22 protein-coding genes and 1 pseudogene are annotated in these 26500 nt (G+C 69.9%); 11 read left to right on the top strand and 12 right to left on the bottom strand.

The window, feature by feature from the left end; translation table 11 throughout:
• Positions 1-6: 6 nt before the first annotated feature.
• Entirely contained in the window at positions 7-837 is an 831-nt protein-coding gene (locus DMC64_RS38005; protein ID WP_037347601.1) for an SAM-dependent methyltransferase, read from the top strand.
• Between the two features lie 5 nt (positions 838-842).
• Here DMC64_RS38005 and DMC64_RS38000 read toward each other — a convergent pair whose 3' ends face one another.
• The 3 genes from DMC64_RS38000 to DMC64_RS37990 form a co-directional block, all read right to left on the bottom strand.
• Positions 843-2726: a M48 family metalloprotease gene (locus tag DMC64_RS38000; RefSeq protein ID WP_125737469.1), complete on the bottom strand. Its 1884-nt coding sequence runs from the start codon at positions 2724-2726 to the stop codon at positions 843-845.
• 167 nt (positions 2727-2893) lie between these two features.
• Positions 2894-3727, bottom strand: coding sequence for an aldo/keto reductase (locus DMC64_RS37995; RefSeq protein ID WP_125737468.1), 834 nt, complete (start codon positions 3725-3727; stop codon positions 2894-2896).
• Positions 3728-3755: 28 nt separating this feature from the next.
• Positions 3756-4937: an MFS transporter gene (locus tag DMC64_RS37990; RefSeq protein ID WP_037347598.1), complete on the bottom strand. Its 1182-nt coding sequence runs from the start codon at positions 4935-4937 to the stop codon at positions 3756-3758.
• 143 nt (positions 4938-5080) lie between these two features.
• Between DMC64_RS37990 and DMC64_RS37985 the strand changes: the two genes are divergently transcribed.
• The 4 genes from DMC64_RS37985 to DMC64_RS37970 all read left to right on the top strand — a co-directional run bounded on the left by DMC64_RS37985 (position 5081) and on the right by DMC64_RS37970 (position 8034).
• Positions 5081-5533, top strand: a complete 453-nt coding sequence (locus DMC64_RS37985) for a MarR family winged helix-turn-helix transcriptional regulator (RefSeq protein ID WP_037347597.1) — start codon at positions 5081-5083, stop codon at positions 5531-5533.
• A gap of 91 nt (positions 5534-5624) precedes the next feature.
• Positions 5625-7082 carry an amidohydrolase gene (locus DMC64_RS37980; protein ID WP_125737467.1) on the top strand — a complete coding sequence of 486 codons (1458 nt, stop codon included), beginning with the start codon at positions 5625-5627 and terminating at the stop codon, positions 7080-7082.
• A gap of 39 nt (positions 7083-7121) precedes the next feature.
• Entirely contained in the window at positions 7122-7526 is a 405-nt protein-coding gene (locus tag DMC64_RS37975) for a hypothetical protein (protein WP_125737466.1), read from the top strand.
• A gap of 43 nt (positions 7527-7569) precedes the next feature.
• Positions 7570-8034, top strand: coding sequence for a DUF2127 domain-containing protein (locus DMC64_RS37970; protein WP_125737465.1), 465 nt, complete (start codon positions 7570-7572; stop codon positions 8032-8034).
• Positions 8035-8043: 9 nt separating this feature from the next.
• Here the strand turns inward: DMC64_RS37970 and DMC64_RS37965 are convergent.
• The 7 genes and pseudogenes from DMC64_RS37965 to DMC64_RS37935 all read right to left on the bottom strand — a co-directional run bounded on the left by DMC64_RS37965 (position 8044) and on the right by DMC64_RS37935 (position 18409).
• Positions 8044-8741 (bottom strand): annotated as a pseudogene (locus tag DMC64_RS37965) (PP2C family serine/threonine-protein phosphatase).
• Positions 8742-8833: 92 nt separating this feature from the next.
• A complete protein-coding gene (locus tag DMC64_RS37960) occupies positions 8834-9655 on the bottom strand; it encodes a hypothetical protein (RefSeq protein WP_125737464.1) in 822 nt (273 codons plus the stop codon).
• A gap of 43 nt (positions 9656-9698) precedes the next feature.
• Complete coding sequence (locus DMC64_RS37955; protein ID WP_125737463.1) at positions 9699-11549, bottom strand: glycosyltransferase family 39 protein; 1851 nt, start codon at positions 11547-11549, stop codon at positions 9699-9701.
• Positions 11550-11552: 3 nt separating this feature from the next.
• Positions 11553-12806, bottom strand: a complete 1254-nt coding sequence (locus DMC64_RS37950; RefSeq protein ID WP_233629966.1) for a bifunctional glycosyltransferase family 2/GtrA family protein — start codon at positions 12804-12806, stop codon at positions 11553-11555.
• Positions 12807-12880: 74 nt separating this feature from the next.
• Positions 12881-14728, bottom strand: coding sequence for a glycosyltransferase family 39 protein (locus DMC64_RS37945; protein WP_199755222.1), 1848 nt, complete (start codon positions 14726-14728; stop codon positions 12881-12883).
• Between the two features lie 4 nt (positions 14729-14732).
• Entirely contained in the window at positions 14733-16259 is a 1527-nt protein-coding gene (locus DMC64_RS37940; protein ID WP_125737462.1) for a cell wall metabolism sensor histidine kinase WalK, read from the bottom strand.
• Between the two features lie 137 nt (positions 16260-16396).
• Positions 16397-18409, bottom strand: coding sequence for a fatty acid desaturase (locus tag DMC64_RS37935; protein ID WP_125737552.1), 2013 nt, complete (start codon positions 18407-18409; stop codon positions 16397-16399).
• Positions 18410-18862: 453 nt separating this feature from the next.
• Here DMC64_RS37935 and tig point away from each other — a divergent pair, with 453 nt between their 5' ends.
• From tig to DMC64_RS37905, 6 genes are all read left to right on the top strand, one after another.
• Positions 18863-20233, top strand: coding sequence for a trigger factor (gene tig / locus DMC64_RS37930; protein ID WP_037347570.1), 1371 nt, complete (start codon positions 18863-18865; stop codon positions 20231-20233).
• Positions 20234-20405: 172 nt separating this feature from the next.
• Positions 20406-21008 carry a ClpP family protease gene (locus tag DMC64_RS37925; protein WP_016332353.1) on the top strand — a complete coding sequence of 201 codons (603 nt, stop codon included), beginning with the start codon at positions 20406-20408 and terminating at the stop codon, positions 21006-21008.
• A gap of 28 nt (positions 21009-21036) precedes the next feature.
• Positions 21037-21708, top strand: coding sequence for an ATP-dependent Clp protease proteolytic subunit (locus DMC64_RS37920; RefSeq protein ID WP_016332354.1), 672 nt, complete (start codon positions 21037-21039; stop codon positions 21706-21708).
• A gap of 218 nt (positions 21709-21926) precedes the next feature.
• Positions 21927-23222, top strand: coding sequence for an ATP-dependent Clp protease ATP-binding subunit ClpX (gene clpX, locus DMC64_RS37915; RefSeq protein ID WP_016332355.1), 1296 nt, complete (start codon positions 21927-21929; stop codon positions 23220-23222).
• 105 nt (positions 23223-23327) lie between these two features.
• Entirely contained in the window at positions 23328-23708 is a 381-nt protein-coding gene (locus DMC64_RS37910) for a hypothetical protein (RefSeq protein WP_125737461.1), read from the top strand.
• 76 nt (positions 23709-23784) lie between these two features.
• A complete protein-coding gene (locus DMC64_RS37905) occupies positions 23785-24705 on the top strand; it encodes a sensor histidine kinase (protein WP_305019660.1) in 921 nt (306 codons plus the stop codon).
• Between the two features lie 5 nt (positions 24706-24710).
• Here DMC64_RS37905 and DMC64_RS37900 read toward each other — a convergent pair whose 3' ends face one another.
• Together DMC64_RS37900 and DMC64_RS37895 are read right to left on the bottom strand one after the other, a co-directional pair.
• On the bottom strand, positions 24711-25652 hold the full coding sequence (locus tag DMC64_RS37900; protein ID WP_037347565.1) for an alpha/beta hydrolase family protein: 942 nt from the start codon (positions 25650-25652) through the stop codon (positions 24711-24713).
• A gap of 98 nt (positions 25653-25750) precedes the next feature.
• The gene (locus tag DMC64_RS37895) at positions 25751-26449 is read right to left on the bottom strand and encodes a TetR/AcrR family transcriptional regulator (RefSeq protein ID WP_125737460.1); all 699 of its coding nucleotides are present in this window, start codon (positions 26447-26449) and stop codon (positions 25751-25753) included.
• Between the last annotated feature and the right edge of the window lie 51 nt (positions 26450-26500).

The raw sequence follows: 26500 nt of genomic DNA, 5'->3' as shown, positions 1-26500 counted from the left end.
GTGTCCATGACTTCGGACGAGGTCCGGTCTGTGCCGAGGCGCCCGCTCCCCCTCGACTACAGCAAGCCCAATCTCGCCCGGATGAAGGACGTCCTGCTCGGCGGGCACGACCACTACGAGGTCGACAGGCGCGCCGTCGAAGACCTGCTCGCCCTCGCCCCGGACGCCGCCGCGATGGCGAAGGAGTTCCGCGCCTGGGCGAACCGCGTGGTCCGCTTCCTCGCCGACGCCCGCGGTATCGACCAGTTCCTCGATCTGGGCTCCGGGCTGCCCACCGCGGAGAACACCCACCAGGCGGCGCAGCGGTACAACCCGGACGCGCTGGTCGTCTACGTCGACCACGACCCGGTGGTCCAGGCGCACGGCCTGGCGCTGCTGGAGGACCACCTCGTCCACGTGAGCGGCGCGGATCTGACCGATCCCGCGCAGACCCTCGCCGATCCGGTGGTCACCGAGCACATCGAACTCGACCGCCCGGTCGCGGTGATCCTGAACTCGGTACTGCACCACATCGAAGACCTCGACAAGGCGCGGGCCGTCGTGCGCGCCTACGTCGACGCGATCGCGCCGGGGTCCTACGTGCTGATCACGCACGACTTCACGCCCGGCGAGGGCTCGCGCGGCGCGCTCGCCCGGAAGCTCGACGACTTGATGGCCGGCACCGGGCACCGCACGGTGCATCGCGGGCGCGACGAGATCGAGTCGCTGTTCGACGGGCTGGAGATCCTCGAGCCCGGCGTGGTGCACCTGCACGAGTGGTGGCCGGAGGGGCCGCGTCTCGCTCCGCTGACGGAGCTGAACCATCTGAGTCTCGGTGGTGTGGGGATCAAGCCTTAACGGCGTCAGGCTTTCAGTGAGCCGAAGAACGCCGTCAGCTCGTCGTGGGCGGCGCCGAAATCTTCGGTGTTGCCGGTGATCGCCAGTTCCAGCGTCTCGCCGTCGGAGAGTTCCAGCGTCAGGTACGTGGTCAGCTTCCGGCGCGGGAAACCGCCCGCGACGATGTCCGAGAACGGGATCCGCCGGGCGCCCGGTTCGGCGCGCAGATCGTCGAGGCCGCGCTCACGCAGCTTCCGGATCCGCTTGCGGTCCGACACCCCGCGGGCCCCGATCAGGCCGGCGAGGCCGCGGCGGATCAGCACCGAACGCGCCATCGGCAGCAGCACCACTTCGGTGTCGCAGACGATCAGGTCGTAGAGCTTCCGTTTGGCCTTCAACGCGGTGAACAGCCCGAGCATGCGGGCTTCGGCGGGATCCGGCTCCGGCTGGGGTTCCTGTTTGCAGAAGTAGGCGGCGGGCACGTTCAGCAGTTGCAGGTTGTGGACCAGTTCGTCGACCGCGCGCGGGCTGCGCACCGCCGCGCCGACGAGTTCGGCGACGTCGAACGGCTCGCCGTCGCCGAGGCACAGTTCCCAGCCGCCGCCCCAGTTCAGGCGGTGCGCGGCGACGCCGTTGTCGATCATCGCGGCGGTGACGGTGTCGGCGAACAGCTCGGTCAGCAGTTCAAGGCCCTCTTCGCGCGACGGGGCCCGCAGGGGTTTCGCGAGCGCGTCGGCGTCGCCGTCACGCAGGACCCGCACGACCTCGCCGATCGTGCCGCGCGGCGCCAGCCTGCTCTCGATCCCGGCCGCGGTCAGCAGCCGCGCGCCCTCCGCCACCGACGCCCGGCCCGCGCGTTTGACGACCTCGTCCCAGTCCGCGCGTGGCCCGACGTCGCGGATCAGCACGTCGAGTTCCGCCTCAGGCACGTCGATCTTCGGCGCTCCCAGCAGCGACCAGCCCGGTCGCGCGTCCGGCTTCACCGGGTTGTCCGGGACTCCCGCCAGTGCGGCGATACGCCGCTTCGTGGGCGGGTGGCTGTCGTACTTCGAGAGCTCTTCGCCGTCGATGACGTCTTCGGCGTACTCGGCCACCCAGTCCCGCTGGACGGGGTGGTTGAGGTACGACCGGAACCCCAGCAGCACCGGGGGAGTGCGCCGCGCCGCCGCGCCGAGCGAAAGATAGCGCTCGGAGTAGTCCTTCCACAGCGGGCTCAGCGTCGCGGCCTTCCGCAGCGCCGCGGCCGCCGTCCGGCTGCCCGCGGCGAGTACGGACGCCTCGTCGGCCTGCAGTTCCTGCCGCCGGTTCGCCGACCGCGCGACCAGGAGGTACAGCTTCGAGTAGGCGGAGAGCAAGGCCCTGGCGGGGCCGCCGTCCAGCCTGTCGACGGTGAAGGCGAGGGTCTGGGTGCCGCGGTAGGTCAGCGCGAGCAGGCGGGTGTGGCCGCCGCTGTAGTGGCCGAGTTCGTGCGCGAGGACGGACCGAAGCTCGCTGACGCTCATCGCCGCCAGCAGCGGCAGCCCGATCAGCATCGTGCGGCGGCCCGGCCGCAGACCGAGGAACCGGGCGTCCTCGCTGACCGCCGCGTTGATCTCGCCGATCAGCACGATCTCGTCCGGCGGCCGCGTCTTCACCTGCGCGGCGAGGTCGTCGATCATCTCCCACAACGCGGGATGGGCGTCGCGGTCCAGCCGCGGCCCCTCGATCGGGGGACGCCGCGCCCGCAACGCGCTCAGCAGCCCGAAGGCGAGCGCGACCATGATCGCCAGCCCGCCGAACATGACGTAGGTGCCGATCTTGCCCTGGATCCGCAGGCCCGCCAGCACACTGGCGACACCTGTCGCGACGACCACCACCGGGAACGCCACGAGCAGAAGTGTCGCGAGGACGGCGCGTCCTCGGGCCTGCATCGTCGGTTACCTCTTTTCGCACAAGTGCCGTCTGTGCGGCCGAATAGTAACCGGCTACGCAGCGGGCTCGTGCGAAAACAAAGCGCTACGCCCGCTACCTGGGAAAGTCCGTGAAGGCCTCCTTGAGAGACCCAGAGTCCCTCAAGGAGGCCTTCACGGACTTGTGACTAGGCGACGTTGAAGGTGTCGGGATCCGGCCCGGTCCGCTCGCCCCGGTCCAGCACGGACAGCGAGGCGATGTCCTCCTCCGACAGCGTGAAGCCGAAGACGTCGAGGTTCTCCTTGATCCGCGACGGGGTCACGGACTTCGGGATCACGACGTTGCCCAGCTGCAGATGCCACCGCAGCACGATCTGCGCCGGCGTGCGGCCGTGCTTCGACGCCAGCGCCTTCACCGCGTCCTCGCCGAGCAGGTCGCCGCCCTTGGCCAGCGGGCTCCACGCCTCGGTCGCGATGCCGTGCTTCGCGTCGTATGCGCGCACCTCGGCCTGCTGCAGGTACGGGTGCACCTCGACCTGGTTGACCGCCGGGGTCACGGAACCGGCGTCGGCCAGCCGTTCGAGATGCGCGGGCTGGAAGTTGGACACGCCGATCGCGCGCACCCGGCCGTCGGCGTAGAGCTTCTCGAAGGCCTTCCACGTGTCGCGGTAGAGATCGCGCTCGGGCGTCGGCCAGTGGATGAGGTACAGGTCCAGCTGCTCCAGGCCCAGCTTGGCCAGGCTGGCGTCGAACGCCTTCAGCGTGGCGTCGTAGCCCTGTTCGCTGTTCCACAGCTTGGTGGTGATGAACAGCTCGTCGCGGGCGATCCCGGACTCGGCGAGTGCCTTGCCGACGCCCGCTTCGTTGCCGTAGATGGCGGCGGTGTCGATGCTGCGATAGCCCGCGTCCAGCGCGGCCTTGACCGCGGCGGTGGTCTCCTCGTCCGGCACCTGGAAGACGCCGAACCCGAGCTGCGGCATCTCCACCCCGTTGTTGAGCTTGACGGTGGGAATGTCGGTCACTTGCGTTCCTTTCATGGGTGTTTCCGGTTCAGGCGGCGGGGGCCAGTTCGGCGCGACGAGCCTTTCGCCGCCCGTGGTCGAGCATGCCCGAGATGACCGCGACCAGCAGTCCGGCGAGCGCGAGCGCGGCGCCGATCCAGTTGGGCGCGGTGTAGCCGAGACCGGCGTCGATGGCCTTGCCGCCGAGCCACGCGCCCCCGGCGTTGCCGAGGTTGAACGCGGCGATGTTGGCCGCCGAGGCCAGCGCGGGCGCGCCTTCGGCCTTGTTCATGACACGGGCCTGCAGCGGCGCGACGGTCGCGAAACCGGCGGCGCCGAAGACCGCGATGGTGATCGCGGCGGGGAGCTGGGCGTGCGCGGTGAAGACGAACACGACCAGGACGGCCGCGAGCACGGCGAGGATGACGTACAGGCTGGGCATCAGCGACCGGTCGGCCGCCTTGCCGCCGAGCAGGTTGCCGACGAACAGGCCGCCGCCGAACAGCACCAGCAGCCAGGTCACCGCGCCGGGGGAGAAGCCCGCGACCTCGGTCATCATCGGGGCGATGTAGGTGAAGGACGCGAACACCCCGGCGAAGCCGAGCGCGGTCATCGCCAGCGCGAGCCACACTTGTGGGCGCCGGAACACGGCCAGTTCGCTGCGCAGCCCTGCGCTCTGCGTGGTCGCCTGGACGGGGACCAGCGCGAGGATCCCGATCAGGCCGATCACGCCGAGCGCGCTGACCGCCCAGAACGTCGAGCGCCAGCCCAGTGCCTGGCCGAGCGCGGTCCCGGCGGGCACGCCGAGGACGTTGGCGACGGTCAGGCCGGTGAACATCATCGCGATGGCGCCCGCCTGCTTGGTCGGCGCGACCAGCGAGGCGGCGACGACCGCCCCGACGCCGAAGAACGCGCCGTGCGACAGCGCGGCGACCACCCGGCCGGTCATCAGCAAGCCATAGGTGGGGGCCAGCGCGGACACGACGTTGCCGGCGATGAACAGGACCATCAGGCCGACCAGGACCGTCTTGCGCGGCACCCGCGACGCGAGCGCGGTCAGCAGCGGGGCGCCGACCACGACGCCGAGCGCGTAGCCGGAGATCAGCAGCCCGGCGGAGGGGATCGAGACGCCGAAGTCGCCCGCGACCTCGGGCAGCAGCCCCATGATCACGAACTCGGTGGTGCCGATACCGAAGGCACTGATCGCCAGTGCGAGCAGAGCGGCAGGCATTGGAGGCTCACTTCTTCCCGTAGAGTGGTGTTGGCTGGCGTTGGCAACTACGGGCGTCTGAAATAGTTGCACGCGCCGTATATTGCACACGCTTGATGATGCATGACGCAACGAAGCTCGGGCAACCGGGGAAGAGGTGAACCGTGTCACTGGCCGACGACGCCGTGGAGGCACGCGCGCAGGGCTGGCGGACCCTCGCCGCGCTGCACGCGCGGATCGAGGACGCGCTCGAGCGCGCGCTGGCGCAGCAGCACTCGCTGTCCGTGAGCGAGTACACCGTGCTGGACGTGCTCGCCCGTCAGGACGGTTTCCACCTGCGGATGAACCAGCTGTCGAACGCCGTCGTGCTCAGCCAGTCGGCGACGACGCGGCTGGTGTCGCGGCTGGAGGACCGGGGGCTGCTGCAGCGGTACCTGTGCCCGGACGACCGGCGCGGGATCTACACCGAGGTCACGCCGTCGGGACAGGAACTGCTCGCCGCCGCGCGGCCGACGCACGACACCGTCCTCACCGAGGCACTCGCCGCCGCCGAGGAACTCCCCGAACTCGCGCCTTTGGTCGCCGCGCTCGGAAAGCTCACCTTCGCCCGCTCCTGACCCCCCGCATTTCGTCCTCTGAAAGCGATCGTTGCGCGCGCAAGGACCGCATTCAGAGGACTAAACGCGGCCGGGCTGGCAAGGTGAGGGCGTGGACGATCTTCTGTTGCGCCGGGTCCGGGTCGGCCTGGCGGGTTCCCTGTCGGACGTGCGGATCGAGGGCGGCCGGGTCGCGGCCATCGCGGGCCCGGGGCAGGCGGGTGAGGCGTCGGAGATCCTGGACGGGCACGGCGGCACCCTGCTGCCCGGGCTGGTCGACACGCATGTGCACACCGCGCAGTGGTCCGCCGCGCGCCGCCGGATCCCGTTGGGGGAGGCGACCTCCGCCGCGCACACGGTCGAGCTCGTGCTCGCCCATCTGCTGGCGAATCCCGCGCCGCCCGGCGAACTCGTGCTCGGCGCCGGGTTCCGCGACGGCCTCTGGCCCGACGCCCCGCACAAGGATCTGCTGCAGAAGGCGCTGCCCGGGCATCCGGTCGCGCTCTTCAGCGCCGACCTCCACACGCTGTGGCTCAGCCCCGCCGCGCTGAAGCTCATCGGCCGCGAGCACCCGACCGGGGTGCTGCTGGAGAACGACTGCATGAGCGCGACGGCCGAACTCCCGGTCGCCCCCGAAGACGTCATCGACGGCTGGGTCGCCGACGCCCTCGACGCGGCGGCCGCCCGCGGCGTCACCAAGATCGTCGACTACGAATACGCCGACACCGTCACCGACTGGCGGCGACGGCTGGCGCGGAAACCGCTGCCGGTCCGGGTTTCCTGCGTGATCGCGAAGTACCTGCTCGACACGGCCATCGAACGCGGCCACCGCTCCGGCGACGTCCTGGAGGGCAGCGGTGGGCTGCTCACGGTGGGCCCGTTCAAGCTGTTCGTCGACGGTTCGCTGAACACGCGCACCGCGTACTGCGTGGGCCACTACGCCGGAACCGAGTCCCACGGGCTGCTCGAACTGCCGCCCGAAGAGCTGGAGCCGTTGATGCGCAAGGCTTCCGAGCACGGTCTCTCACCCGCGGTGCACGCGATCGGCGATCACGCCAACAAGATCGCGCTCGACGCGTTCGCGAACGTCGGCTGCGCGGGCCGGATCGAGCACGCGCAACTGCTGCGTTCCGAGGACGTCGCCCGCTTCGCCGAGCTGGGTGTCGTGGCGAGCGTGCAGCCCGCCCATCAGCCGGACGACCGCGACGTCGCCGAACGGCACTGGCACGGCTGGACCGATCGGGCGTTCCCGTACGGCGCCCTGTACCGCGCCGGGGTGCGCCTGGAGTTCGGCTCGGACGCGCCGGTCGCGCCGCTGGACCCGTGGGACGCGATCGCGTCGGCGGTCAGCCGCACCGACGACGACCGTCCGGCGTGGCACCCCGAGCAGGCCATGCCGCTGGAGGCCGCGCTCGCGGCGTCGTCCGGCGGCCGGACCGGGGTGGCCGTGGGCGACGTCGCGGATCTGGTCGTCACCGCGGTGGATCCGGTGCGCCTGTCCCCGGCCGGACTGCGCGACATCCCCGTCACCGCCACCGTCATGAACGGCCGGGTCACCTACGCCTCGTGACCCTTTCCTTGCCCGGGCGCAACGCCTTAATGGGAGGGCATGGATCACCGTCTCATCGACCGGCTCCGGGATCTCCACGGCTCCCTGGGCACCGACATCACCTCCGTCACCCGGATGGTCGAGGACGACGCGCCGCGCGCCGACGTCCTTCGTGATCTCGGCGAGCGGCTGACCGACCTCGGCACGGCGCTGCTCGCCCGATCGGACGACGTCGACGCGGACGTGCTCGCGAAGCTGCCCGACGACGGCTGGCTGCCCGAAGCGGGCGAGCGCCATCGCGCGCTGATCGTGGCGCATCACGTCGGCGAGCGGCCGCTGCGGTGCGGGCGGATCTACCTCGCCGTCTGCGGGGCGCCGTGCTTTCCGTTCTACGGCAGGGACGCCTCCGGCCGGACCGCCCGGCACGAACGATGCCCGACCTGCCGGGACCGCCTGTTCCGGTGACGGTGGCTGCGGACGGCGGCCCGGTGCGGCAGGGTGAGGTGACATGAGCACCGAGAAGCTGTTCCGGATCGCCATCACCCTGAAGGGACTCGACGGCGCGTTGCAGCTGGTGGGCGGGCTGGTGCTGATGATCGTGCCGGCGACGGTCATCTCCGGTTTCGCGCACGCCGTGGTCACCCGTGACCTGCTCGGCGACCCCGAAGGGACGCTGGCCCGGCACCTCGAACTCGCCGCCGGCCACTTCGCCGAGGGCCGGACGTTCGCCGTCGTGTACCTCGTCGTGCACGGCCTCATCAAGCTCGGCCTGGTGTGGGCGCTCGCGAAGAAGGTGATGCGGGCCTACCCCGTGGCCGCCGTGGTGCTCTCGGCGTTCGTGGTCTACGAGATCTTCCGCGCGATCCACACGCACTCGCTCGCGCTGCCGTTCTTCGCCGCCCTCGACGTCCTGATCGTCGTGCTGGTGCTGCGTGAATACCGTCAGCTGAAGAGGGATCGCGTCGCGGCCTGACCGCCCGGTTCAGGCCGCGACGCGAAACTTTTCCGTGGTGACCTCCGCGCCGGGCGGATCCACCACGATCGCGGTGGCGTTGTCGGAGCCACCGAGCGAGATCGCCGTCCGCACCAGCTCCGCGGCCGCCCCGTCCGGCATCCCAGGATGTCGAGCATGGCCGGACCGCTGAGCGTCTTGTGCACACCGTCGCTGGTGAGCAGAAGCCCGCCGGTGGTGACGGTGGCGGTGCCGATCTCGTGCGCACCGGCCGTGCGGACGCTGGTGGTGACGACGTGTTCCATCCGCGGTGTCACGGGTTGGTCGTGGTCGCGGAAGTACTGCGCGAGCGTATGGTCCTTCGTCACCTGCCGCACGGTGTAACCGTCCCAAGCGTACGCCCGCGCGTCCCCGACCCACGCGATGCCATACCCTTCGCCGGTCCGGACGGCCACGACGAGGACGCAGTCACCGGCCCCGCCGAGGGCGAGCACGGCCCGCTGAGCAGCGAGAACGGCCCCGGCCGCCCCCTGATCGACCGGTGTCCTCGCCGCCGCCGATGCCGCCGTCCGCGCCGCGTGTGCGGCATTCGGGTGATCTCCGACTCCATCGGCCAGCGCGAACACGATCCCGCGGCCGCCCGCCGCCGCGTACGCCGCGATGGCGTCCGCGTTGTACTCGCGCGGTCCCCGTGCGCTCGCCGTGTGCCAGTGCGGAAGCTCCCTCATCGTCCACTCCTCACCCCTGGGTGATGCCCTGCTTCCAGAGTGCGCCCGAATCCTGTGGGCGAGCTGAGGGGTAGGTGAAAGGCAGCTGTCGGTCAGCGCAGGCGGGTGATCAGGGTCCGCAGCCAGCTCTCCGCCATCGCCGGTTCCTTCCGCAGATGCCGCACGAGCAGGTCCCGCCCCGCCTTCGAGCGCCCCGCCTCGACGATCGCGACCGCCTCGGCGAGCCCCCGCAGCCGCTCCTCGGAATGCTCCGGCGCGCGGCCGTTCTCGTCCGACCAGCGCGGCCGCGGGAACGACGCCGTGAGTTTCTCCTGCCGGTCGCCGAAGTAGTGCCAAACCGGCCAAGCGAGCGAAATGTTCCGGACGCCGTTCGCGGGCAGGTCGGCCGGCCAGTCGAAATGCTGCTGCCAGCGGAACGCCGACGGTGTCGTGCGCTCTCGGACGGTGATCCCGAGGAACCGGAGCCGACCGCGGACGATGCTCCACGCCTCACGCTCGTCGTCGATCCACTTTCGCAGCAGTCCGTAGAGTTCGGTGAACGTCTGTCCTGAGTGGACGAGGTCGACGAACACCTTCGGCCGCCCGCGCGCCAGGTCGTGCGGGCTCAGGCCCGCCGAAGCGAGATAGCCGCGAAGAGTGTCCACATCGGACTCGCTCAGTCCGGATCGAACTCCCGCGAACGACAGCGGCAACTGGTGGATCCGTTCCCGCCAAGGGGTTCCGCTCAGCAGATCGTGCACGCTGTCCGCGGAGCGGCCGACGAAGTAGAGGTCCGCGTCTCCCGCCCGGGCGACCACCTTCGCGGCGCATTCGATCAATTCGTCCAAAAACCACAACCACGGTTCTCCGGCGCGCTCCAGTAGCGTCCCGAGCTGGTCGGGGCGCACGAGATCCCAGCGGTACGGCCGATTCACGCCGTCCAGGTTCCCGTGCGCCCCGAGGTTTGTCGACGCAATTTCAGGAGAGCAGGGTGTACACCGTCTGCTCGCCGACCGTCGTGGCGGTGAAGTTCTGGGCGACCCATTCGGAGATCTCGTTCGAACCGCCGCCCGGCCCGCCGCCGCGGCCGCCTTCGACGTAATAGGTGATGTCGCCGTTCGCCACGTACCGCTGGAATTCGGCCAGGGTCGGTGCGGGATCCCCGCCGCTCCAACCGCCGATGCCGATCACCGACTTCCCGCTCGCGAGTTCCAGGTTCGCCGCCGACTGCGAACTCGACGTCGCGGCCGCCCATTTCGTCGTGGTCGCCGCGAGCACCGCCCCGATCTCCGCCGAGGACCCCTCTTCCATACCCATGCCCATTCCGCGCTCGCCACCGGTGGACGGGCCGGAGATCGGGATCGAGCCGGAGTGCGACTGCGAAGCGGTCTCGATGCCGTACGCGGTGGTCCCGAGGCCGATCGTCAGCACGGAGACCGTCGCGACGACGGCGGCGAGTTTGCGCGTCGACGGGACACCCACCAGCACGACGGTCGCGGTCACCAGACCGAGGCAGACGATGATCCAGCGCAACGCGGGCAGCCAGTCCGCGTCACGGTCCAGGAGGATGTACGCCCACACGGCGCTCGCCGCGATCATCAGCGACAGGAACACCCGAGGCGCGAAGTGCGCCCGGCCGCGCCACAGCGAGGTCCCGGAGATCGCCACCACCGCGGCGATCGACGGCGCCAGCGCGACGGCGTAGTACGGGTGCACGATCCCGCTCATGAAGCTGAACACCAGCGAGGTGACCAGCATCCAGCCGCCCCACACGATCAACGCGGCCCTCGTCCGGTCGGTCCCGGCCGCCCGCCGGGTGAACCACAGTCCCGCGACCAGCCCGATCAGCGCGGCGGGCAGCAGCCACGACACCTCGCCGCCGAAGCTGGCGCCGAACATCCGGGTCAGGCCGCTCTCGCCGCCGAAGCCGACGTTCCCGCCGCCGGAGCTGACGGAACCGCCGGGGCCGCCGACCATCACGCCGCCGCCCATGCCGAAGATCCGGCCGAGACCGTTGTAGCCCAAGGCGAGTTCGAGCAGGCTGTCGCCGTCCGAGCCGCCGATGTACGGTCGTGAGTCGGTCGGCCACAGATCGACCAGAGCGATGAACCAGCCCGCCGAGACGACGACCGCGACCACTGCGCCGAGCAAGTGCAGCAGGCGTTTGCCCAGCGAGGTCGGCGCCGCGACCAGGTACGCGAGCCCGAACGCGGGCAGCACCAGGAACGCCTGCATCATCTTGGTCAGGAAGCCGAATCCGATGGCGACCCCGGCCAGCGCCAGCCATCGGGGGCTCGCCGTTTCGATCGCGCGGATCGTGCAGTACCCGCCGGCGATCAGGAGCAGCGTCAGCAACGCGTCCGGGTTGTTGAACTTGAACATGAGCGCGGCGACCGGCGTGACGGCGAGCGCCGCCCCGGCGAACAGTCCGGCGATCGGTCCGGAGGTCCGCTTCACCGTCAGGTACAGCAAACCGACCGATGCCACGCCCATCAGCGCTTGCGGGGCCAGCACGGTGAAGCTGGAGAAACCGAAGATCCGCGCGAACGCCGTCGTCACCCAGAGCGCGGCCGGGGGTTTGTCGACGGTCAGGACGTTCCCCGCGTCGAGGGAGCCGAACAGCCACGCCTTCCAGTCCTGGGTGCCCGACTGCACGGCCGCCGCGTAGAACGAGTTGCCGTAGCCGGAAGCGGTCAGGTTCCAGAAGTACAGCAGCGCGGTGGCGGCGAGCAGCCCGAACACGGCGGGCCGGACCCATCGGCCGGGTGGTTTCGTGGCGGTTTCCCCGACGTGGCCGGGTTCTGCCCGGGAAGCGAGTGCGGTGGTCATGGCTCAGCTCTCCATCTCGGTGGCGGGGCGGCGGCGGAACACCCAGCCCCGCAGCAGCAGGAAACGCAGGACGGTGGCCGCGAGGTTCGCGAGCACGAGCGCGGTGATCTCCAGTGCCAGCCCCGGCGCGGTCATCGTGTGCAGCAGCGCCAGCGCGCCACTGGTGAGCGCGAGCCCGAGCCCGAACACGATGAGGCCCTGGAACTGGTGCAAGCCCGCGCCTTGCCTGCCGCGGATGCCGAAGGTCAGGCGCCGGTTGAGCGCGGTGTTGCCGATCGCCGTCACCAGCAGCGCGACGAGGTTCGCCGCCTGCGCGCCGGTGAACGTGCGCAGCAGCAGGAAAAGCACGAGGTACGCGACGGTGCTGGCGACGCCGACGGCGGCGAACCGCACCAGCTGCCGCACCAGGCTCGGTGCCACTCCCGGCGCCTGTACCTGGATCGGCGCGCGGCCGAGTTGTTCGCGCAGGCCGCTGATCGGGATCCGGCCGGTCATCGTGGCCTTGGTCAGCCGTGCGATGCCTTTGAGATCGGCGGTCGCGGTGGCGATGATGTTCACCGACGAGTCCGGGTCGTCCACCCAGTCGACCGGGACCTCGTGGATCCGCAGCCCGGCCTTCTGCGCCAGCACGAGCAGTTCGGTGTCGAAGAACCAGCCGGTGTCCTGGATGTGGGGGAGCAGCCGTTCGGCGACGTCGGCGCGGATCGCCTTGAACCCGCATTGCGCGTCGCTGAACCTCGCCGCCAGCGTGCCGCGCAGGATCAGGTTGTAGCACCGGGAAATGAACTCCCGCTTCGGCCCGCGCACCACTCGCGCGCCACGGGCGAGCCTGCTGCCGATGGCGAGGTCGGAGTGGCCGGACAGCAGCGGCGCGACGAGCGGCCCGAGCGCGGCCAGATCGGTCGAGAGGTCGACGTCCATGTACGCGAGCACCGGAGCGTCCGAAGTGGACCAAACGGCACGCAGCGCACGGCCACGGCCTTTTTCGTCGAGGTGCCGGACTTCGACGGCGTCGAACTCGCGGCTCAGCCGTTCCGCGACGTGCAGTGTGCCGTCGGTGCTGGCGTTGTCGGCGACGGTGATCCGGAACGGGTACGGGAACTGCTCCACGAGGTGCGCGTGCAGCCTCCGGATGCACGGTTCGAGGTCGGTCTCCTCGTTGTAGACCGGGATGACGACGTCGAGCACGGGGGAGCCGTCCGGGGCGATGGCGGGGCGGCGGCCGGTTTCGGCGCCGGAGAGGATCGCGGTTGTCATGACGTCAATCTCGGCCATCGCGCTGAGGTCGCCTTGTGCCCGAGCTGTGCTGTCGCTGTGTCCTGTCACGGGATTCACCGGCTCAGGTCGTAGACGGTGACACCGTCCACAGTGGTCGGTTCGTAGGTGTCCGCGACCCAGGCGGCGATCCGCTCGGCGGCGTCGCTGCCGGTCTCTCCGCGCATCATCATGCCTTCGCCGAGGAAGTAATGTATCCGTCCTTTTCGGACGTATTCCTGGAACTGTTCGAGCGTGGGGGCGGGATCCGTGCCGTTGAACCCGCCGACGGCCATCACCGGCGCACCGCTGCCCAGCTGGTAGCCCGCGGCGTTGTTGGAGCCGACGGTCGCCGCCGCCCAGGTGTAGTTCGCGCTGCCCTGCCGGATCAGCGCGGCCAGTTCGTCGCCGGGCAGGCTCGTCCCGAGCAGTCCGCCGCCGCCCATCCGCATGCCCCGGCCCGTGTCCGGTCCGGCGGAGGGAAGCGCGCCGGAATGCGGGGTGGCGGCGGTCGCGACCGTGTACGCCCCCGTGCCGGCGAGAATGGTGATGAGTGTGCTTGCGGCGATCAGACGCCGTGCCACGGCAGGCAAACGCGAGGCGAAGAACACCAGGAAGGCGCACAGAAGCCCGGCCACGAGGACAGTGATCGCGAGCCCGGGAAGCCAGTCGGATTGCCGTGACAACAGGAGATACGCCGTCAGCGCGGTCAACCCGATCCCCGCGCTCAACGTGCCCGCGGCGGCCGGATTCCCCCGTGCGCGCCACAATTGCGTGCCCGCGATCCCGACGAGTGCGGCGACCGCCGGGGCGAGCGCGATCATGTAGTACGCGTGGATGATGCCGCCCATGTAGCTGAACACGACGGCGGTCACCACGAACCAGCCGCCCCAGACGATCAGCGCCGCCCGGCCGCGGTCGGTGCGCGGGGCACGGCGCGTGAACCACAACCCGGCGGCCAGCGCGACGACGGCGGCGGGCAGGAGCCAGGCGATGCCGCCCGCCATCTCCTCGCCGAACAACCGGTCCCAGCCCGTGCCGCCCCAGCCGCCGTTGGGACTGCCGCCGACACTGCCGACCTCGTCGCCGGTGATCCGGCCGAGGCCGTTGTAGCCGAAAGCGAGTTCCCACAGGCTGTTCTCCTGCGAGCCACCGATGTAGGGCCGGTCGGCGGCGGGCCACAACGCGACGACGGCGAGATACCAGCCGGCAGAGACCAGGGTCGCGCCCAAAGCGCCGAGGAGGTGCAGCAGACGTTTGCCGAGCGAGGTCGGCGCGGCGATCAGGTAGGCGAGCCCGAACGCGGGCAGCACCAGGAACGCTTGCAGCATCTTCGCGAGGAAGCCGAAACCGACGGCGACCCCGGCCAGCGCCAGCCAGCGCGGGCTCGCCTTCTCCAGCGCGCGGACGACGCAGTACGCGCCCGCGGTCAGGAGCAGGACGAGCAACGCGTCCGGGTTGTTGAAGCGGAACATCAGTGCGGCGGCCGGAGTGAGCGCGAGGACGGTGCCCGCCAGCAGCCCCGCGGCCGGGCCGGACGTCCGGCGCACCGCGGCGTACAGCACCGCGACCGAGCCGACGCCCATCAACGCCTGCGGCACCAGGACACTCCAGGCGTCGACGCCGAACAGACGCGCGGAAAGGCTCATCACCCACAACGCGGCCGGTGTCTTGTCGACCGTGATCGCGTTCGCGGCGTCGCTGGATCCGAAGAACAACGCCTTCCAGCTCAGCGATCCCGCCTGCGCGGCCGCCGAGTAGAAGGCGTTGGCCCAGCCGGATTCCCCGAGGTTCCACAGGTACAGGACGGCGGTCGCGAGCAGGAGCGCGGCCAGTGACGGCCGGACCCAGCGCGGATCGGCCGGCGTGCCTCGGGCGGGGGGAGCGGTTCGATCGGCTTCGTCGCGGGAGGCGAGGAGGGTCATGGCCTCAGCGTCGGGGGCCGACCTGGGGGGTGGTTGTGCCGAAGCTGTGCACCCGCTGTGAGGATCCGATCACCGGAAGGTGGACGGCGAATTCGGTGCGGCCCGGACGGCTGTGCACCTCGATCGTGCCGTGATGGGCCACGACGATCGCCGACGCGATCGCCATCCCGAGCCCGGTGCTGCCCGCGGTCCGGGACCGGGAGGAATCGCCGCGGGCGAAGCGTTCGAACACGCTCGGCAGGAGTTCCGGGGCGATCCCGGGGCCGTCGTCGGTGACGGTGAGCACCGCGGCCCCACCGTGCGAGCGGGTCAGCGCGGTGATCACCGTGGTGCCCGGCGGGGTGTGCGTGCGCGCGTTGGACAGCAGATTCGCCAGCACCTGGTGCAGGCGCTGGACGTCGCCACGGACAAGGACGGGAACGGGCGGGAGCCGGAGTTCCCAGCGATGGTCCGGACCCGCGACGTGCGCGTCGCCGACGGCGTCCGCGGCCAGCCTGGTGAGGTCGACATCGCCCGCTTCGAGCGGGCGCCCGGCGTCGAGTCTCGCGAGCAGGAGAAGATCCTCGACCAGCGTCGTCATCCGGGCCGCCTCGGACTGGATCCGCGACATCGAACGCGCGACCTCCGGCGGCGCCAGCGCGCTGCCGCGGCCGGCGAGTTCGGCGTACCCGCGGATCGCCGCGAGCGGCGTGCGGAGTTCGTGACTCGCGTCGGCGACGAACCGGCGGACCCGGGTCTCGCTGGCCTGCCGGGCTTCCAGCGCCCGCGCGATATGCCCGAGCATGAGGTTCAGCGCGGAACCGACCTGGCCGACCTCGGTCCGCGGATCGGTGTCGATCTCGGGCACCCGTACGGAAAGCGCGACCTGACCGCGGTCGAGCCGCATCGCCGACACCCGGCCCGCGGTCGCCGCGACCCGGTCGAGCGGCCGCAACGTGCGCCGGACGGCGAACGCGCCGAGGAACCCGGCGCCGGTGACGCCCGCCGCCGCGACCCCGAACAGGATCCACCCGACGGTGGCCAGCGTGTCCTGCATCGGCCCGAGCGGGAGCCCGGTGACGACCACGCCGCCGGGGATCGAGGAGGCCTGCACGCGGTAGTCGCCCAGCCCGCCGATCGTCAGCGTCATCGGCGGACGGTCCGCCGGGATCGAGAACAGCCCGGCCTCCTGCTCGGCCGACAGTCCTTGCGGAAGTCCTTGCACGGTAAGGACTCCCGCGTAGAGCACGCGGTCTCCGGAGACCCGCACGCTGAGCGTCCCGGAGGCCTGGCCCGGGGCGTTGAGCGGATTGGGACCGAGTCCGTCCTCCGGCGGCCGGTTGGCGAAGTCCTGGGCGCGGGACGACGCGGCCGAGAGCTGGTCGTCGATCTGGCGGGTGAGGAACGACCGCAGCGCGATCTCGCTGGCCACGCCGATCACCAGGCAGACGAACGTGAGCAGCAAGACCATCGAGCCGGTCAGCTTGGCGCGCAGGGAAAGCCGCCCGGGCCGGGGCCACCGGCGCGGGCCGGCGGTCGGACCGGATGCCATGACCCGAGCGTGCGCCGCCGTCGTATGCGCGCGTTGTGTCCCACCTGTGAGCCCGCTGTGTGCCGCAACGCCGCACTCGCGTGATTGAAGACGTCACTCGCGTGATCAGAGACGGAACTCGCGTGATTGGGGGCCGATCAGCGGTCGTAGTCGACGCCGAGTTCGGGCGACGTCGCCACCGCCCGGCAGGTCAGGATCCGGCCCGCGGCGACCTCGTCGTCCCCGAGCGCGTAGTGGACGTCCATCCGCGCGCTGCCCCGCACCACGGTCGCCCGGCACGTGCCGCAAGCCCCGCCGACGCACGCGTATGGCGCGTCGACGCCGTGCCGGAGCGCGGCGCTGAGCACGGTTTCGCCCACGGTCGCGGGGATTTCGACGGTCTTGCCACCCGCGGTGACGGTCAGCGTCGGGCCGGGGCGCCGCGAGGGGCGGACCGGAAGCGCGCCCTGGAACAGTTCGAAGTGGACGTTCTCCTCCGGGACATCCCGGTCAGCGAGCGTCCGGCGGGCCATGTCGACGAGGTCGCGCGGGCCGCACAGGAACCAGTCGTCCACCTTCGCCGGATGCAACCGCGCCTGCAGCAGCGCGCGGAGGCGGGTGCTGTCGAGACGGCCGCGCTGGTAGCGCTCGTGCGAGATGGCCAGCGCCTCGCCGACGATGTCGAACGGTTTCTCGAGCCGGTGCGTGCGCAGATCCGGGTCGCGTTCGTCGGTGCGGTAGTGCACGACGTGCAGCCGTCCGCCCAGCCGCGCGGCGAGTTCGCCGAGCTCGTCGGCGAACATCGTGCTGGCGCCGGAGGTGTTGATGTAGAGCAAGGTCGCCTTGCTGTTCGGCTCGTTCCGCAGGGTCGCGGTCAGGATCGACAGGATCGGCGTGATGCCGCTGCCCGCGGCGAGCGCGACGTAACGACCGGCGCGGCCGCACTCCGGGGTCAGCGTGAACTCGCCGTCCGGCGGCAGGACGTCCAGGACGTCGCCCGCCGCGAGTTCCGTGGTGGCGAACGTCGAGAACGCGCCGCCGAGCTGGTGCTTGATCGCGATCCGCAGCTCACCGGAGTCCGGCGTCGAGCAGATCGAGTAGGCGCGCCGCACCTCTTCCCCGTCGACCTCCGCGCGGATGACGAGGTGCTGGCCGGGGGTGAATTGGAAGGTCTCGCGCAGCCGCTCCGGCACCTCGAACGTCACGGTGACGGCGCCCTCGCACAGCGGCCGGACCTCGGCGACCCGCAGCGAGTGGAACCGGCTCGGCCGCAGTGGCTGCGGTGCGGGCGGTTCCTCGTCGAACGAGCCGGTGAGCCGCCGCCATTCGCGGTACTCCGCCGCCGTCAGCTCGCGGCCCCACGGAGTCGCGATCGGGACGTCCCTGGCGAGGTAGGCGTCGCGGTTGTCCCGCCAGGTGCGCAGGTACCGGTAGAACGGGATGGCCGGGTGGAGATGGTGCACCAGGTGGTAGTTCTGGCACAGCATGATCGGCGTCATCAGCCATTCGAGCCCGACGCGGACGCGGGTGGCGCCGAACCGGTTCTGCCGCTGCGCGCCGAGGTCGTGATGCGGCAGCCAATCGAACCACCAGGCCAGCACGGCCAGCCCGACCCGCTGCGGGATCAGGTAGACCATCAGCAGTTCCCAGCCGTGGCCGCTGACGGTCAGCCAGGCGAACGCGGCGAGGCTCAGCGTGACGACGGCCGCGGTCTCGATCCGCTCCGACGGCGGCCGCGTGCGCTGCCGGGCCACGTAGAAACGGGCGTACCAGAAGTCGATGGTCAGCCAGCGCAGCGGCAACTGCCACCAGGGGCCGTGCGCGGTCCAGGCGTCGGGGTCGGTGTGGGCGTCCTCGTTGGTGTTGCGGTGGTGCTCCAGATGGATGTAGCGCACCAGGGGGAAGGAGCCGTAGGCCGCCACGAACGGCATCGCGAGCCTGCCGAGCAGTTCGTTGACCCAGGTGAGCCGCCCGGCCGCGTGATGCGTCGACTCGTGCAGCACGGTGAACATGGTGAACGTGACGAGCGCGTGCAGGGGAATGGTCACCCACAGCGGCGCGGCCCCGGTGACGACCAGCCAGGTGGCGCCCGTCCAGACCATGGCACCGCCGGTGAACAGCAGCACGGTCGGTACCGAGACCAGCGGCAGCGGCAGCCGCGGATTGGGCACACCGCGTCTCGGTCTTCTCTCGGGTGATTCCCCCGTGTCCTCGGACCGGGTTACGGCGACGGTCATCGATCGTTCCCCTCGGTCGATGGCTACCGGGACAAGCTTGCACACCGTAGACAATTAGTACTGGTTTGTAAACTTCATCCGATCGCCGAAACGCCTCGTCACGGCGTCCGATGGTGAAGCGTGGCACGCATCCGTGTCCAGGAAAGGGCCGGTTCGTAACAGAGAAGAACCGAAAACTGGTCCGATCGGGTGGTCGGGGGCCTGATGGTCCGACGTGGTTCGAAACCTGTGACCGGCGGGCGAGGGCGGGCTGATGGCCCCGGGCCCGGGCCGGTAAGCCCCGGGGCCTAGACTCGGACGGCCCGGTCTGCAAGGTGACCAGGGCACATCCGCCGTCGAAGACGCGCGGATGCCCCAACACATCGTTTACCGCTCGAGGAGAATACGTTGAAGAGCACCGTCGAGCAGCTCAGCCCGACGCGAGTCAAGATCAATGTCGAGGTGCCGTTCGACGAGCTCAAGCCGAACTTCGACCGCGCCTACCGCAAGATCGCCCAGCAGGTGCGCATCCCCGGCTTCCGTCCGGGCAAGGCGCCGGCTCGCGTGCTGGAAAGCCGGATCGGGCGAGCCCCGGTGCTCGACGAGGTCGTCAACGAGGTCATTCCGGCCAAGTACATGGAAGCCGTGCGCGCGGGCGAGGTCCGCACGCTGGGCCAGCCCGAGTTCGAGGTGACCAAGCTGGAGGACCGCGAGGTCCTCGAGTTCACCGCCGAAGTCGACATCCGCCCGGAGATCTCGCTGCCCGACCTCGAGGGCTTCGCGGTCAGCGTCGACGACGTCGAACTGACCGACGCCGAGGTCGACGAGCAGCTCGACGAGCTGCGCGCCCGCTTCGGCACGCTGACCGGTGTCGACCGCCCGGCCGAGAACGGCGACTTCGTCTCGATCGACCTCGCGGCCACCGTCGACGGCCAGGAGGTCGAGGAGGCCTCGACCACCGGCCTGTCCTACGAGATCGGCTCCGGCCAGCTCGTCGACGGTATCGACGAGGCGATCATCGGCGCGAACGCCGGCGAGACCAAGACCTTCACCACGAAGCTGGTCGCCGGCGAGCACACCGGCAAGGACGCCGACGTCACCGTCACCGTGCAGACCATCAAGCAGCGCGAGCTGCCCGAGGCGGACGACGAGTTCGCCCAGATGGCGAGCGAGTTCGACACGATCGAAGAGCTGAAGAACGACCTCCGCGAGCGTCTCGGCCGCGTCAAGAAGATGCAGCAGGGCGTCCAGGCCCGCGACAAGGTCCTCGAGGAGCTCCTCGAGCGCACCGAGGTCGCGATCCCGGAGAAGGTCCTCGAGGCCGAGATCGAGAACCGCAAGCACGACGCGATCCACCCCTTCGACCACGACGAGGCGCAGTTCGCGAAGGCGCTGGAGGCCGAAGGCCGCACGATCGAAGAGTTCGACACCGAGGTCCGCGAGGAGTCGGAGAAGGCGGTCCGCACGCAGCTGCTGCTGGACAGCATCGCCGACGCCGAGCAGACGTCGGTCAACGACGGCGAGCTCACCGAGCGGATCATCTACCAGGCGCAGCGCTTCGGCGTCAGCCCGGACGAGTACGTCCAGCGGGCGCAGCAGTCCGGTCAGCTGACCGCGATCTACGCCGACGTGCGCCGCGGCAAGGCGCTGGCCTCGGTGGTCCGCAAGACCACCGTGACCGACGCCTCCGGCGCCACGGTCGACCTCGAAGAGCTCTTCGGCCCCGCAGCCGAGGAGACGCAGGTCACCGAGGAGACCGCGAAGACTGCGGCCGAGTAGGGAATATCCGGTCCGGTCGAATCGGACCGTAAAGCTGTAAGCGAACTTGGGCGGTGTCAGGCATTCTGCACCGCCCAAGTTCGTTAGGGTCGGTTGCAAGATCCTCAAGCATCTGGACATACGCGGCGGCGAACGTTCCACCCGCCGCCGTCGGCGAAAAGGCAGGCATGACGTGACGCAGCACACGCCCCAGGCGCGGACCGGTACCGCAGGGCTCAACCTCACCGACTCGGTCTTCGAGCGGTTGCTCCAGGAGCGCATCGTCGTCCTCGGCTCCGAGGTCAACGACGAGGTCGCGAACCGGATCACCGCCCAGTTGTTGCTGCTCGACGCAGACGACTCCGAGTCGGACATCCGCTTCTACATCAACTCGCCCGGTGGCTCGGTCACCGCGGGTTTCGCGATCTACGACACCATGCAGCTGATCCGCCCGGACGTCGCGACCTACGCGATGGGCCTGGCCGCGTCGATGGGGCAGTTCCTGCTCTCCTCCGGCACGCCCGGCAAGCGGTACGCGCTGCAGCACGCGCGCATCCTCATGCACCAGCCCTCGGCGGGTGTCGGCGGCACGGCCTCCGACATCGCCATCCAGGCCGAGGTGTTCGGCAAGTGGAAGCAGGAGCTGGCCCGGATCACCGCCGAGCAGACCGGCCAGACGGTCGAGCAGATCGTCAAGGACGGTGACCGCGACCGCTGGTTCACCGCGCAGGAGGCGAAGGACTACGGCTTCGTGGACCAGGTCCTCACCCGTGAGAACCCGCTTCCCAACAGCTGATCCGCGCCCGGCACACAGGAGAATTTCAATGAGCAACTTCCAGCTTCCGATCGGGTCGCAGGCGCCCGGGATGCAGTCGCGGCTCCAGCTGCCGCAGTCGCGGTACGTCCTGCCCTCGTACGTCGAGCGCACGAGCTACGGCATCAAGGAATCGAACCCGTACAACAAGCTGTACGAAGAGCGTCAGATCATGCTCGGCGTGCAGATCGACGACGCGTCGGCCAACGACGTGATGGTCCAGCTGCTGCACCTCGAGCACGAGGACCCGGACCGCGACATCATGATCCTGATCAACTCGCCCGGTGGCTCGTTCACCGCGCTGATGGCGATCTACGACACGATGCAGTACGTCCGCCCGGACATCGTCACCATGTGCATCGGCCAGGCCGCCTCGGCCGCCGCGGTGCTGCTGGCCGCCGGTACCCCCGGCAAGCGGTTCACGCTGCCGAACTCGCGCGTGCTGATCCACCAGCCCGCCACCGAGGGCACCTACGGCCAGGTGTCGGACCTGGAGATCCAGGCCAACGAGATCCAGCGGGTGCGGCGCCAGATGGAGGTCATCCTGGCGAAGCACACGAACAAGGACGCCGACGAGGTCAAGAAGGACATCGAGCGCGACAAGATCCTGACGGCCGACGAGGCCAAGGCGTACGGGATCGTCGACGAGGTGCTCGAGTACCGCAAGGCTTCGAGCAGCTGATCGGGCGAGGGGACCGGTGCGTGTCGGGAGACGACACGCACCGGACCCCTGGTCTATGGTCAGCTTCTGGCGTGCTCAGATGTGACGTTGGTTCTCCCGTCGGCGGCATCGGACGGGTACCGTCAGTGGCAGTGTGTGAGGCTCCGAGAGGTCATCCGTGACCGGGGCGGTAAGACAGTCAGGCGCGTATCGCGCCGGAGGGGACGAGGTCAACGGCCATGGCACGGATCGGTGACGGCGGCGACCTGCTGAAATGTTCTTTCTGCGGCAAGAGCCAGAAGCAGGTGAAGAAGCTCATTGCCGGCCCCGGGGTCTACATCTGCGATGAGTGCATCGATCTCTGCAACGAGATCATCGAAGAGGAACTGGCCGAGGCCGGTGAGGTCAAGCTCGACGAGCTGCCCAAACCCGCCGAGATCCACGAGTTCCTCGAGCAGTACATCATCGGCCAGGACGACGCGAAGCGTTCGCTGGCCGTGGCGGTGTACAACCACTACAAGCGTGTGCAGTCCGACGACAAGGCCGGGCCGAAGGATTCCAAGGACGAGACCGTCGAGCTGGCGAAGTCCAACATCCTGATGCTGGGGCCGACGGGCTGCGGCAAGACTTATCTGGCCCAGACCCTGGCGAAGATGCTGAACGTCCCGTTCGCGATCGCGGACGCCACGGCGCTCACCGAAGCCGGGTACGTGGGCGAGGACGTCGAGAACATCCTGCTCAAGCTGATCCAGGCGGCGGATTACGACGTCAAGCGCGCCGAGACGGGCATCATCTACATCGACGAGGTCGACAAGATCGCCCGCAAGTCGGAGAACCCGTCGATCACCCGCGACGTGTCCGGCGAGGGCGTGCAGCAGGCGCTGCTGAAGATCCTCGAGGGCACCACCGCCTCGGTGCCGCCGCAGGGCGGCCGCAAGCACCCGCACCAGGAGTTCATCCAGATCGACACGACGAACGTGCTGTTCATCGTGGCCGGCGCGTTCGCCGGGCTGGAGAAGATCATCAACGAGCGGGTCGGCAAACGCGGCCTCGGGTTCGGCGCGGAGATCCGCACCAAGGCCGAGATCGACGAGAGCGACATCTTCTCCGACACCATGCCGGAGGACCTGATCAAGTTCGGGCTGATCCCGGAGTTCATCGGGCGTCTCCCCGTCGTGGCGACGGTGACCCACCTCGACAAGGACTCGCTGGTCAGCATCCTGACCACGCCGCGCAACGCGCTGGTGAAGCAGTACAAGAAGCTCTTCGAGATGGACAACGTCGAGCTGGAGTTCACCAAGACCGCGCTCGAGGCCATCGCCGACCAGGCCGTGCTCCGCGGCACCGGCGCCCGTGGTCTGCGCGCGATCATGGAAGAGGTCCTGCAGCCGGTCATGTACGACATCCCCAGCCGCGACGACGTCGCGAAGGTCGTCATCACCGAGCAGACCGTCCGCGAGAACGTGAACCCGACGATCGTGGCGCGTCAGCCGTCACGCCGTCGCAGCAGCGAGCGCGGCGAGAAGTCCGCCTGACGAAAAGCTGTTTCGTCAGCGATGCCCCGGCCGGAAACCTCCGGCCGGGGCATCGCTTTCTCCGGCCCGGTCCGGCCGGCGACCGGACCGGGATAGGATGCGAAGGTGCCGCTGACTCCCACGAAGGACGAGAACGAGGCTCCCGAGCTGGCAGCCGCGAGTCCACGCGAGGTCAGGGGACTCGTCGAACTCACCGAACGTATCGTCGTCGGGGCCTACCGCGGGCATCCGTGGCTCCCGCGCGCGCTGACGATCGCGCTGGGCGTGCTCGTGGCGACCTGCCTGGTGGCCGGGGTCGTCCGCTTGTCGCCGCTGCCGCTGATCCCGCTGCCGTTCTTCGCCGTTTCGGCGTACGCGCTCGTCCGGCTCAAGACGGCGAAAAGCGCGGGGGCCAACCGATCGCTCGTCGCCTGGACCGGGCTGTTCACCGGTGCGACGCTCGCCGGATTCTGGCTGATCTCGATGGCGGGGCGTTGGCTCGGCTGATCGGCCCGGCACCGTTTCCGCGTTTTCCCTCCGTTAGCAGGGTTTCAAAACCGTCTCCGCGGGGTAAGACGACACCGTGACAGTCACCGCGGGTCTCTTTTCCCACGTGGGCCTGCTCTACTCCGGTGACACCGAGTATCTGAACGGTACGGTTCCGTACATCCTGGAGGGCCTGAAACTCGATGAGCCCGTCGCGGTGGCCGTCCCCGGCCGGAATCTGGCGCTGATCGAAGCGGCCTTGGGCGATTCCGCGACCGCGGTCGAGTTCATCGACATGACCGAGGCGGGCCGCAATCCCGGCCGCATCCTCCCCGGCGTGCTGCTCGCGTTCGCGGACAACCGCCCGGGTCCGGTGCGGATCATCGGCGAGCCGATCTGGGCGGGCCGGTCGGCCCTCGAATACCCGGCGTGCGCGCAGCACGAGGCCCTGATCAACTTCGCCTTCGGGGACCGCGAGCTGAGCATCCTCTGCCCGTACGACCGCAACCGGCTCGAAGACGACGTCCTCGCCGACGCCGAACGAACCCATCCGACGCTGTCCGGCGCCGAGGGAGACCGCCCGAGCGCTGGATACGCGCCCGACGCGGTCGTCGAGAAGTACAACCTGCCGCTGCCCGAACCCAGGGCGGCCGACGCGTTCCGCTTCGACCTCGCCCGGCTCGGCGCGGTGCGGAGTTTCGCGCAGGACCGGGCCGAGGAGTACGGGCTCGCTTTGGAGCGGGTGGAAGATCTCGTGCTCGCCGTGGCCGAACTGTCCGCCAACAGCGTGCTGCACGGCTCCGGCCACGGTGTCGTCCGCGTCTGGCGTGAAGAGGACTACGTGCTCTGCGAGGTCATCGACGAAGGCACGCTGAGCGATCCGCTGGCCGGCCGCCGTCCCGCCTCGCCGGGACAGATCGGCGGACGTGGCCTGGTGCTGGTGAACCAGGTCGCCGACCTGGTCCGGCAGTACTTGAGACCGGGGTCGACGGTGACCAGGATCTACTTCCGCGTCTGAGCGGCTCAGGCGTTCTTCGGGACGTGTTTGCCGAGGAACGCGATCAGGCTCGGCACGACCGTGCGGTTGAAGGCGTCGCCGTGCTTGCCGCGCGAGGTGTGCGCGACCATGGGCCGCGCCTCGGAGATGAACTTCCGCACCCCGCCGATGAACGGGTCTTCGGTCCCGCACCAGATCCCCGTCGGCACGCTCTTGGTGACGTCGATATGGCGCAACGGGTCCAGCGAGCCCCAGTCGGCGGCGTCGCGGAACGCGCGCCGTTTGCTCATCTCGGCCCACGACGTGATCAGCGCGGGCGCGAGGGCCGCGACCGCGGCGGGCGGGCGACGGCGTTCCAGACGGCGACGGGTGTACAGCAGCGCGCCGAAGCCGCCCATCGAAAGCCCGGTGGCGGCGAACGGCTGCCCGTCCCGGCCGCCGAGACCGCGGGCGGCCAGCCAGCGGGGGACCTCTTCGAGCAGCATCGCCATCGGGTTGTCACCCGGCTTGTTCTCGTGCCAGTAGTGGTCTCCGCCGTCGACGGCGACGAACCCGAACGGGGGCACCGCCTTGCGGGCGACCTCGCTGCCGAGCTGTTTCAGCAGTCCCGTCGGGGCCGCGTGCCGCGCGGTGCCGTGGAGGCCGTGCAGCATCAGCGACATCGGCAGGCCCTTGGGCGGCGCCTTGGTCGGCAGCATGAGCACGAGATCGACCTCGCGGCCGCGGGCTTCGGAGTAGACGCGTTCGACCCGCGGACTGCCCAGCTGGGTGGCCGGGGTCGGCGACGCGACACCGAGCGCCCGCTGGAGCGCTTCGCTGAACGGCAGGGCTCCGGTGGCCGTTCCGGCGGCGAGACCGGCGACGCCGAGGCCGGAGGCGCCCGCGATCAGCACGGAACGACGGCTCAGCCACCGGCGGGCGCCGTCCACCCCCGGCAGCGTCGTGTGCCCCTGGTCGTCCTCGTTCACCGATCCCCGTTTCCCCCGTAGAGCTTCCACCAGGTCAGACGCGCGTTTCCGCTCGAAGGTTGCACGATTCACCGACCTGTGACCGGGGTATCGCCGGATCAGGTGCCGATGTTTCCCTCTTTCGCGCGCCAGGCCTCGATCGAGCGGCGGGCGGACCGCGTCGCGGCCTCGTAAGTGTCGCCCAGACCCACGCCGAGGGCGGTGGCCAGGGGAATCAGGATGTGGTCCACACCATTCTCGCCGTCGCCGAAATGGCCGGCGACCTCCAGCGTGATGTAGCCGTGCACGGCGCTCCAGAGCTGCGCGGCGACCTCGAACTCCGGTGCGGGGCGGAACCGGCCGGCGTCGATCACCCGCTTCGCGGCGCGGACGAGATAGCCGAAGGCCTCGATGCCCTCTTCGCTGGCGTTCTGGCGGGTCTCCTCGTTGGTCATGTCGCCGAGGGTCACCTTCTGCCCGCTGGGCTGGCTCTGGCCGAAGGTCACCGCGTAGAGCTGCGGGTCGTCCACGACGGTCCGCCGGTACGCCAGCGCCAGGGTGAGGATGTCGGCCGCCGGGTCGTCGGTCTCCTCGACCCGGCCCAGATTCGCCGACAGCCGCCGGAATCCCTCGCGCGCGACCTCGTCCACGAGCGCGCCCATCCCGCCGAAGTGGGTGTACACGGCCATGGTGGACGCGCCGATCTCGGCCGCCAGCTTGCGCGCCTGGAGCGCCTCCGGGCCGCCGTGCGCGAGCAGCCGGATCGCCGCCTCGATCAGCTTGCCCTTGACCTCGGCGGCGGAGGGTTTCGGTGCCATGCTTGCCAGTATCTCATAACCCTGTTATAAATGAGCGCATAACATCGTTAT

Origin of the sequence: Amycolatopsis sp. WAC 04197 (assembly GCF_003947475.1) — a bacterium.
Classification (GTDB): Bacteria; Actinomycetota; Actinomycetes; order Mycobacteriales; family Pseudonocardiaceae; genus Amycolatopsis; species Amycolatopsis japonica.
Note: the sequence above shows the minus strand (reverse complement) of the source record. Positions and strands in the feature narration are given on the sequence as shown.

Coding starts and splice junctions, on each gene's coding strand:
- DMC64_RS38005 (WP_037347601.1), top strand. CDS start 7: ATGACTTCGGACGAGGTCCGGTCTGTGCCGAGGCGCCCGCTCCCCCTC.
- DMC64_RS37950 (WP_233629966.1), bottom strand. CDS start 12,806: ATGACAACCGCGATCCTCTCCGGCGCCGAAACCGGCCGCCGCCCCGCC.
- DMC64_RS37975 (WP_125737466.1), top strand. CDS start 7,122: ATGGATCACCGTCTCATCGACCGGCTCCGGGATCTCCACGGCTCCCTG.
- DMC64_RS38000 (WP_125737469.1), bottom strand. CDS start 2,726: ATGCAGGCCCGAGGACGCGCCGTCCTCGCGACACTTCTGCTCGTGGCG.
- DMC64_RS37970 (WP_125737465.1), top strand. CDS start 7,570: ATGAGCACCGAGAAGCTGTTCCGGATCGCCATCACCCTGAAGGGACTC.
- DMC64_RS37990 (WP_037347598.1), bottom strand. CDS start 4,937: ATGCCTGCCGCTCTGCTCGCACTGGCGATCAGTGCCTTCGGTATCGGC.
- DMC64_RS37955 (WP_125737463.1), bottom strand. CDS start 11,549: ATGACCACCGCACTCGCTTCCCGGGCAGAACCCGGCCACGTCGGGGAA.
- clpX (WP_016332355.1), top strand. CDS start 21,927: ATGGCACGGATCGGTGACGGCGGCGACCTGCTGAAATGTTCTTTCTGC.
- DMC64_RS37940 (WP_125737462.1), bottom strand. CDS start 16,259: ATGGCATCCGGTCCGACCGCCGGCCCGCGCCGGTGGCCCCGGCCCGGG.
- DMC64_RS37920 (WP_016332354.1), top strand. CDS start 21,037: ATGAGCAACTTCCAGCTTCCGATCGGGTCGCAGGCGCCCGGGATGCAG.
- DMC64_RS37945 (WP_199755222.1), bottom strand. CDS start 14,728: ATGACCCTCCTCGCCTCCCGCGACGAAGCCGATCGAACCGCTCCCCCC.
- DMC64_RS37895 (WP_125737460.1), bottom strand. CDS start 26,449: ATGGCACCGAAACCCTCCGCCGCCGAGGTCAAGGGCAAGCTGATCGAG.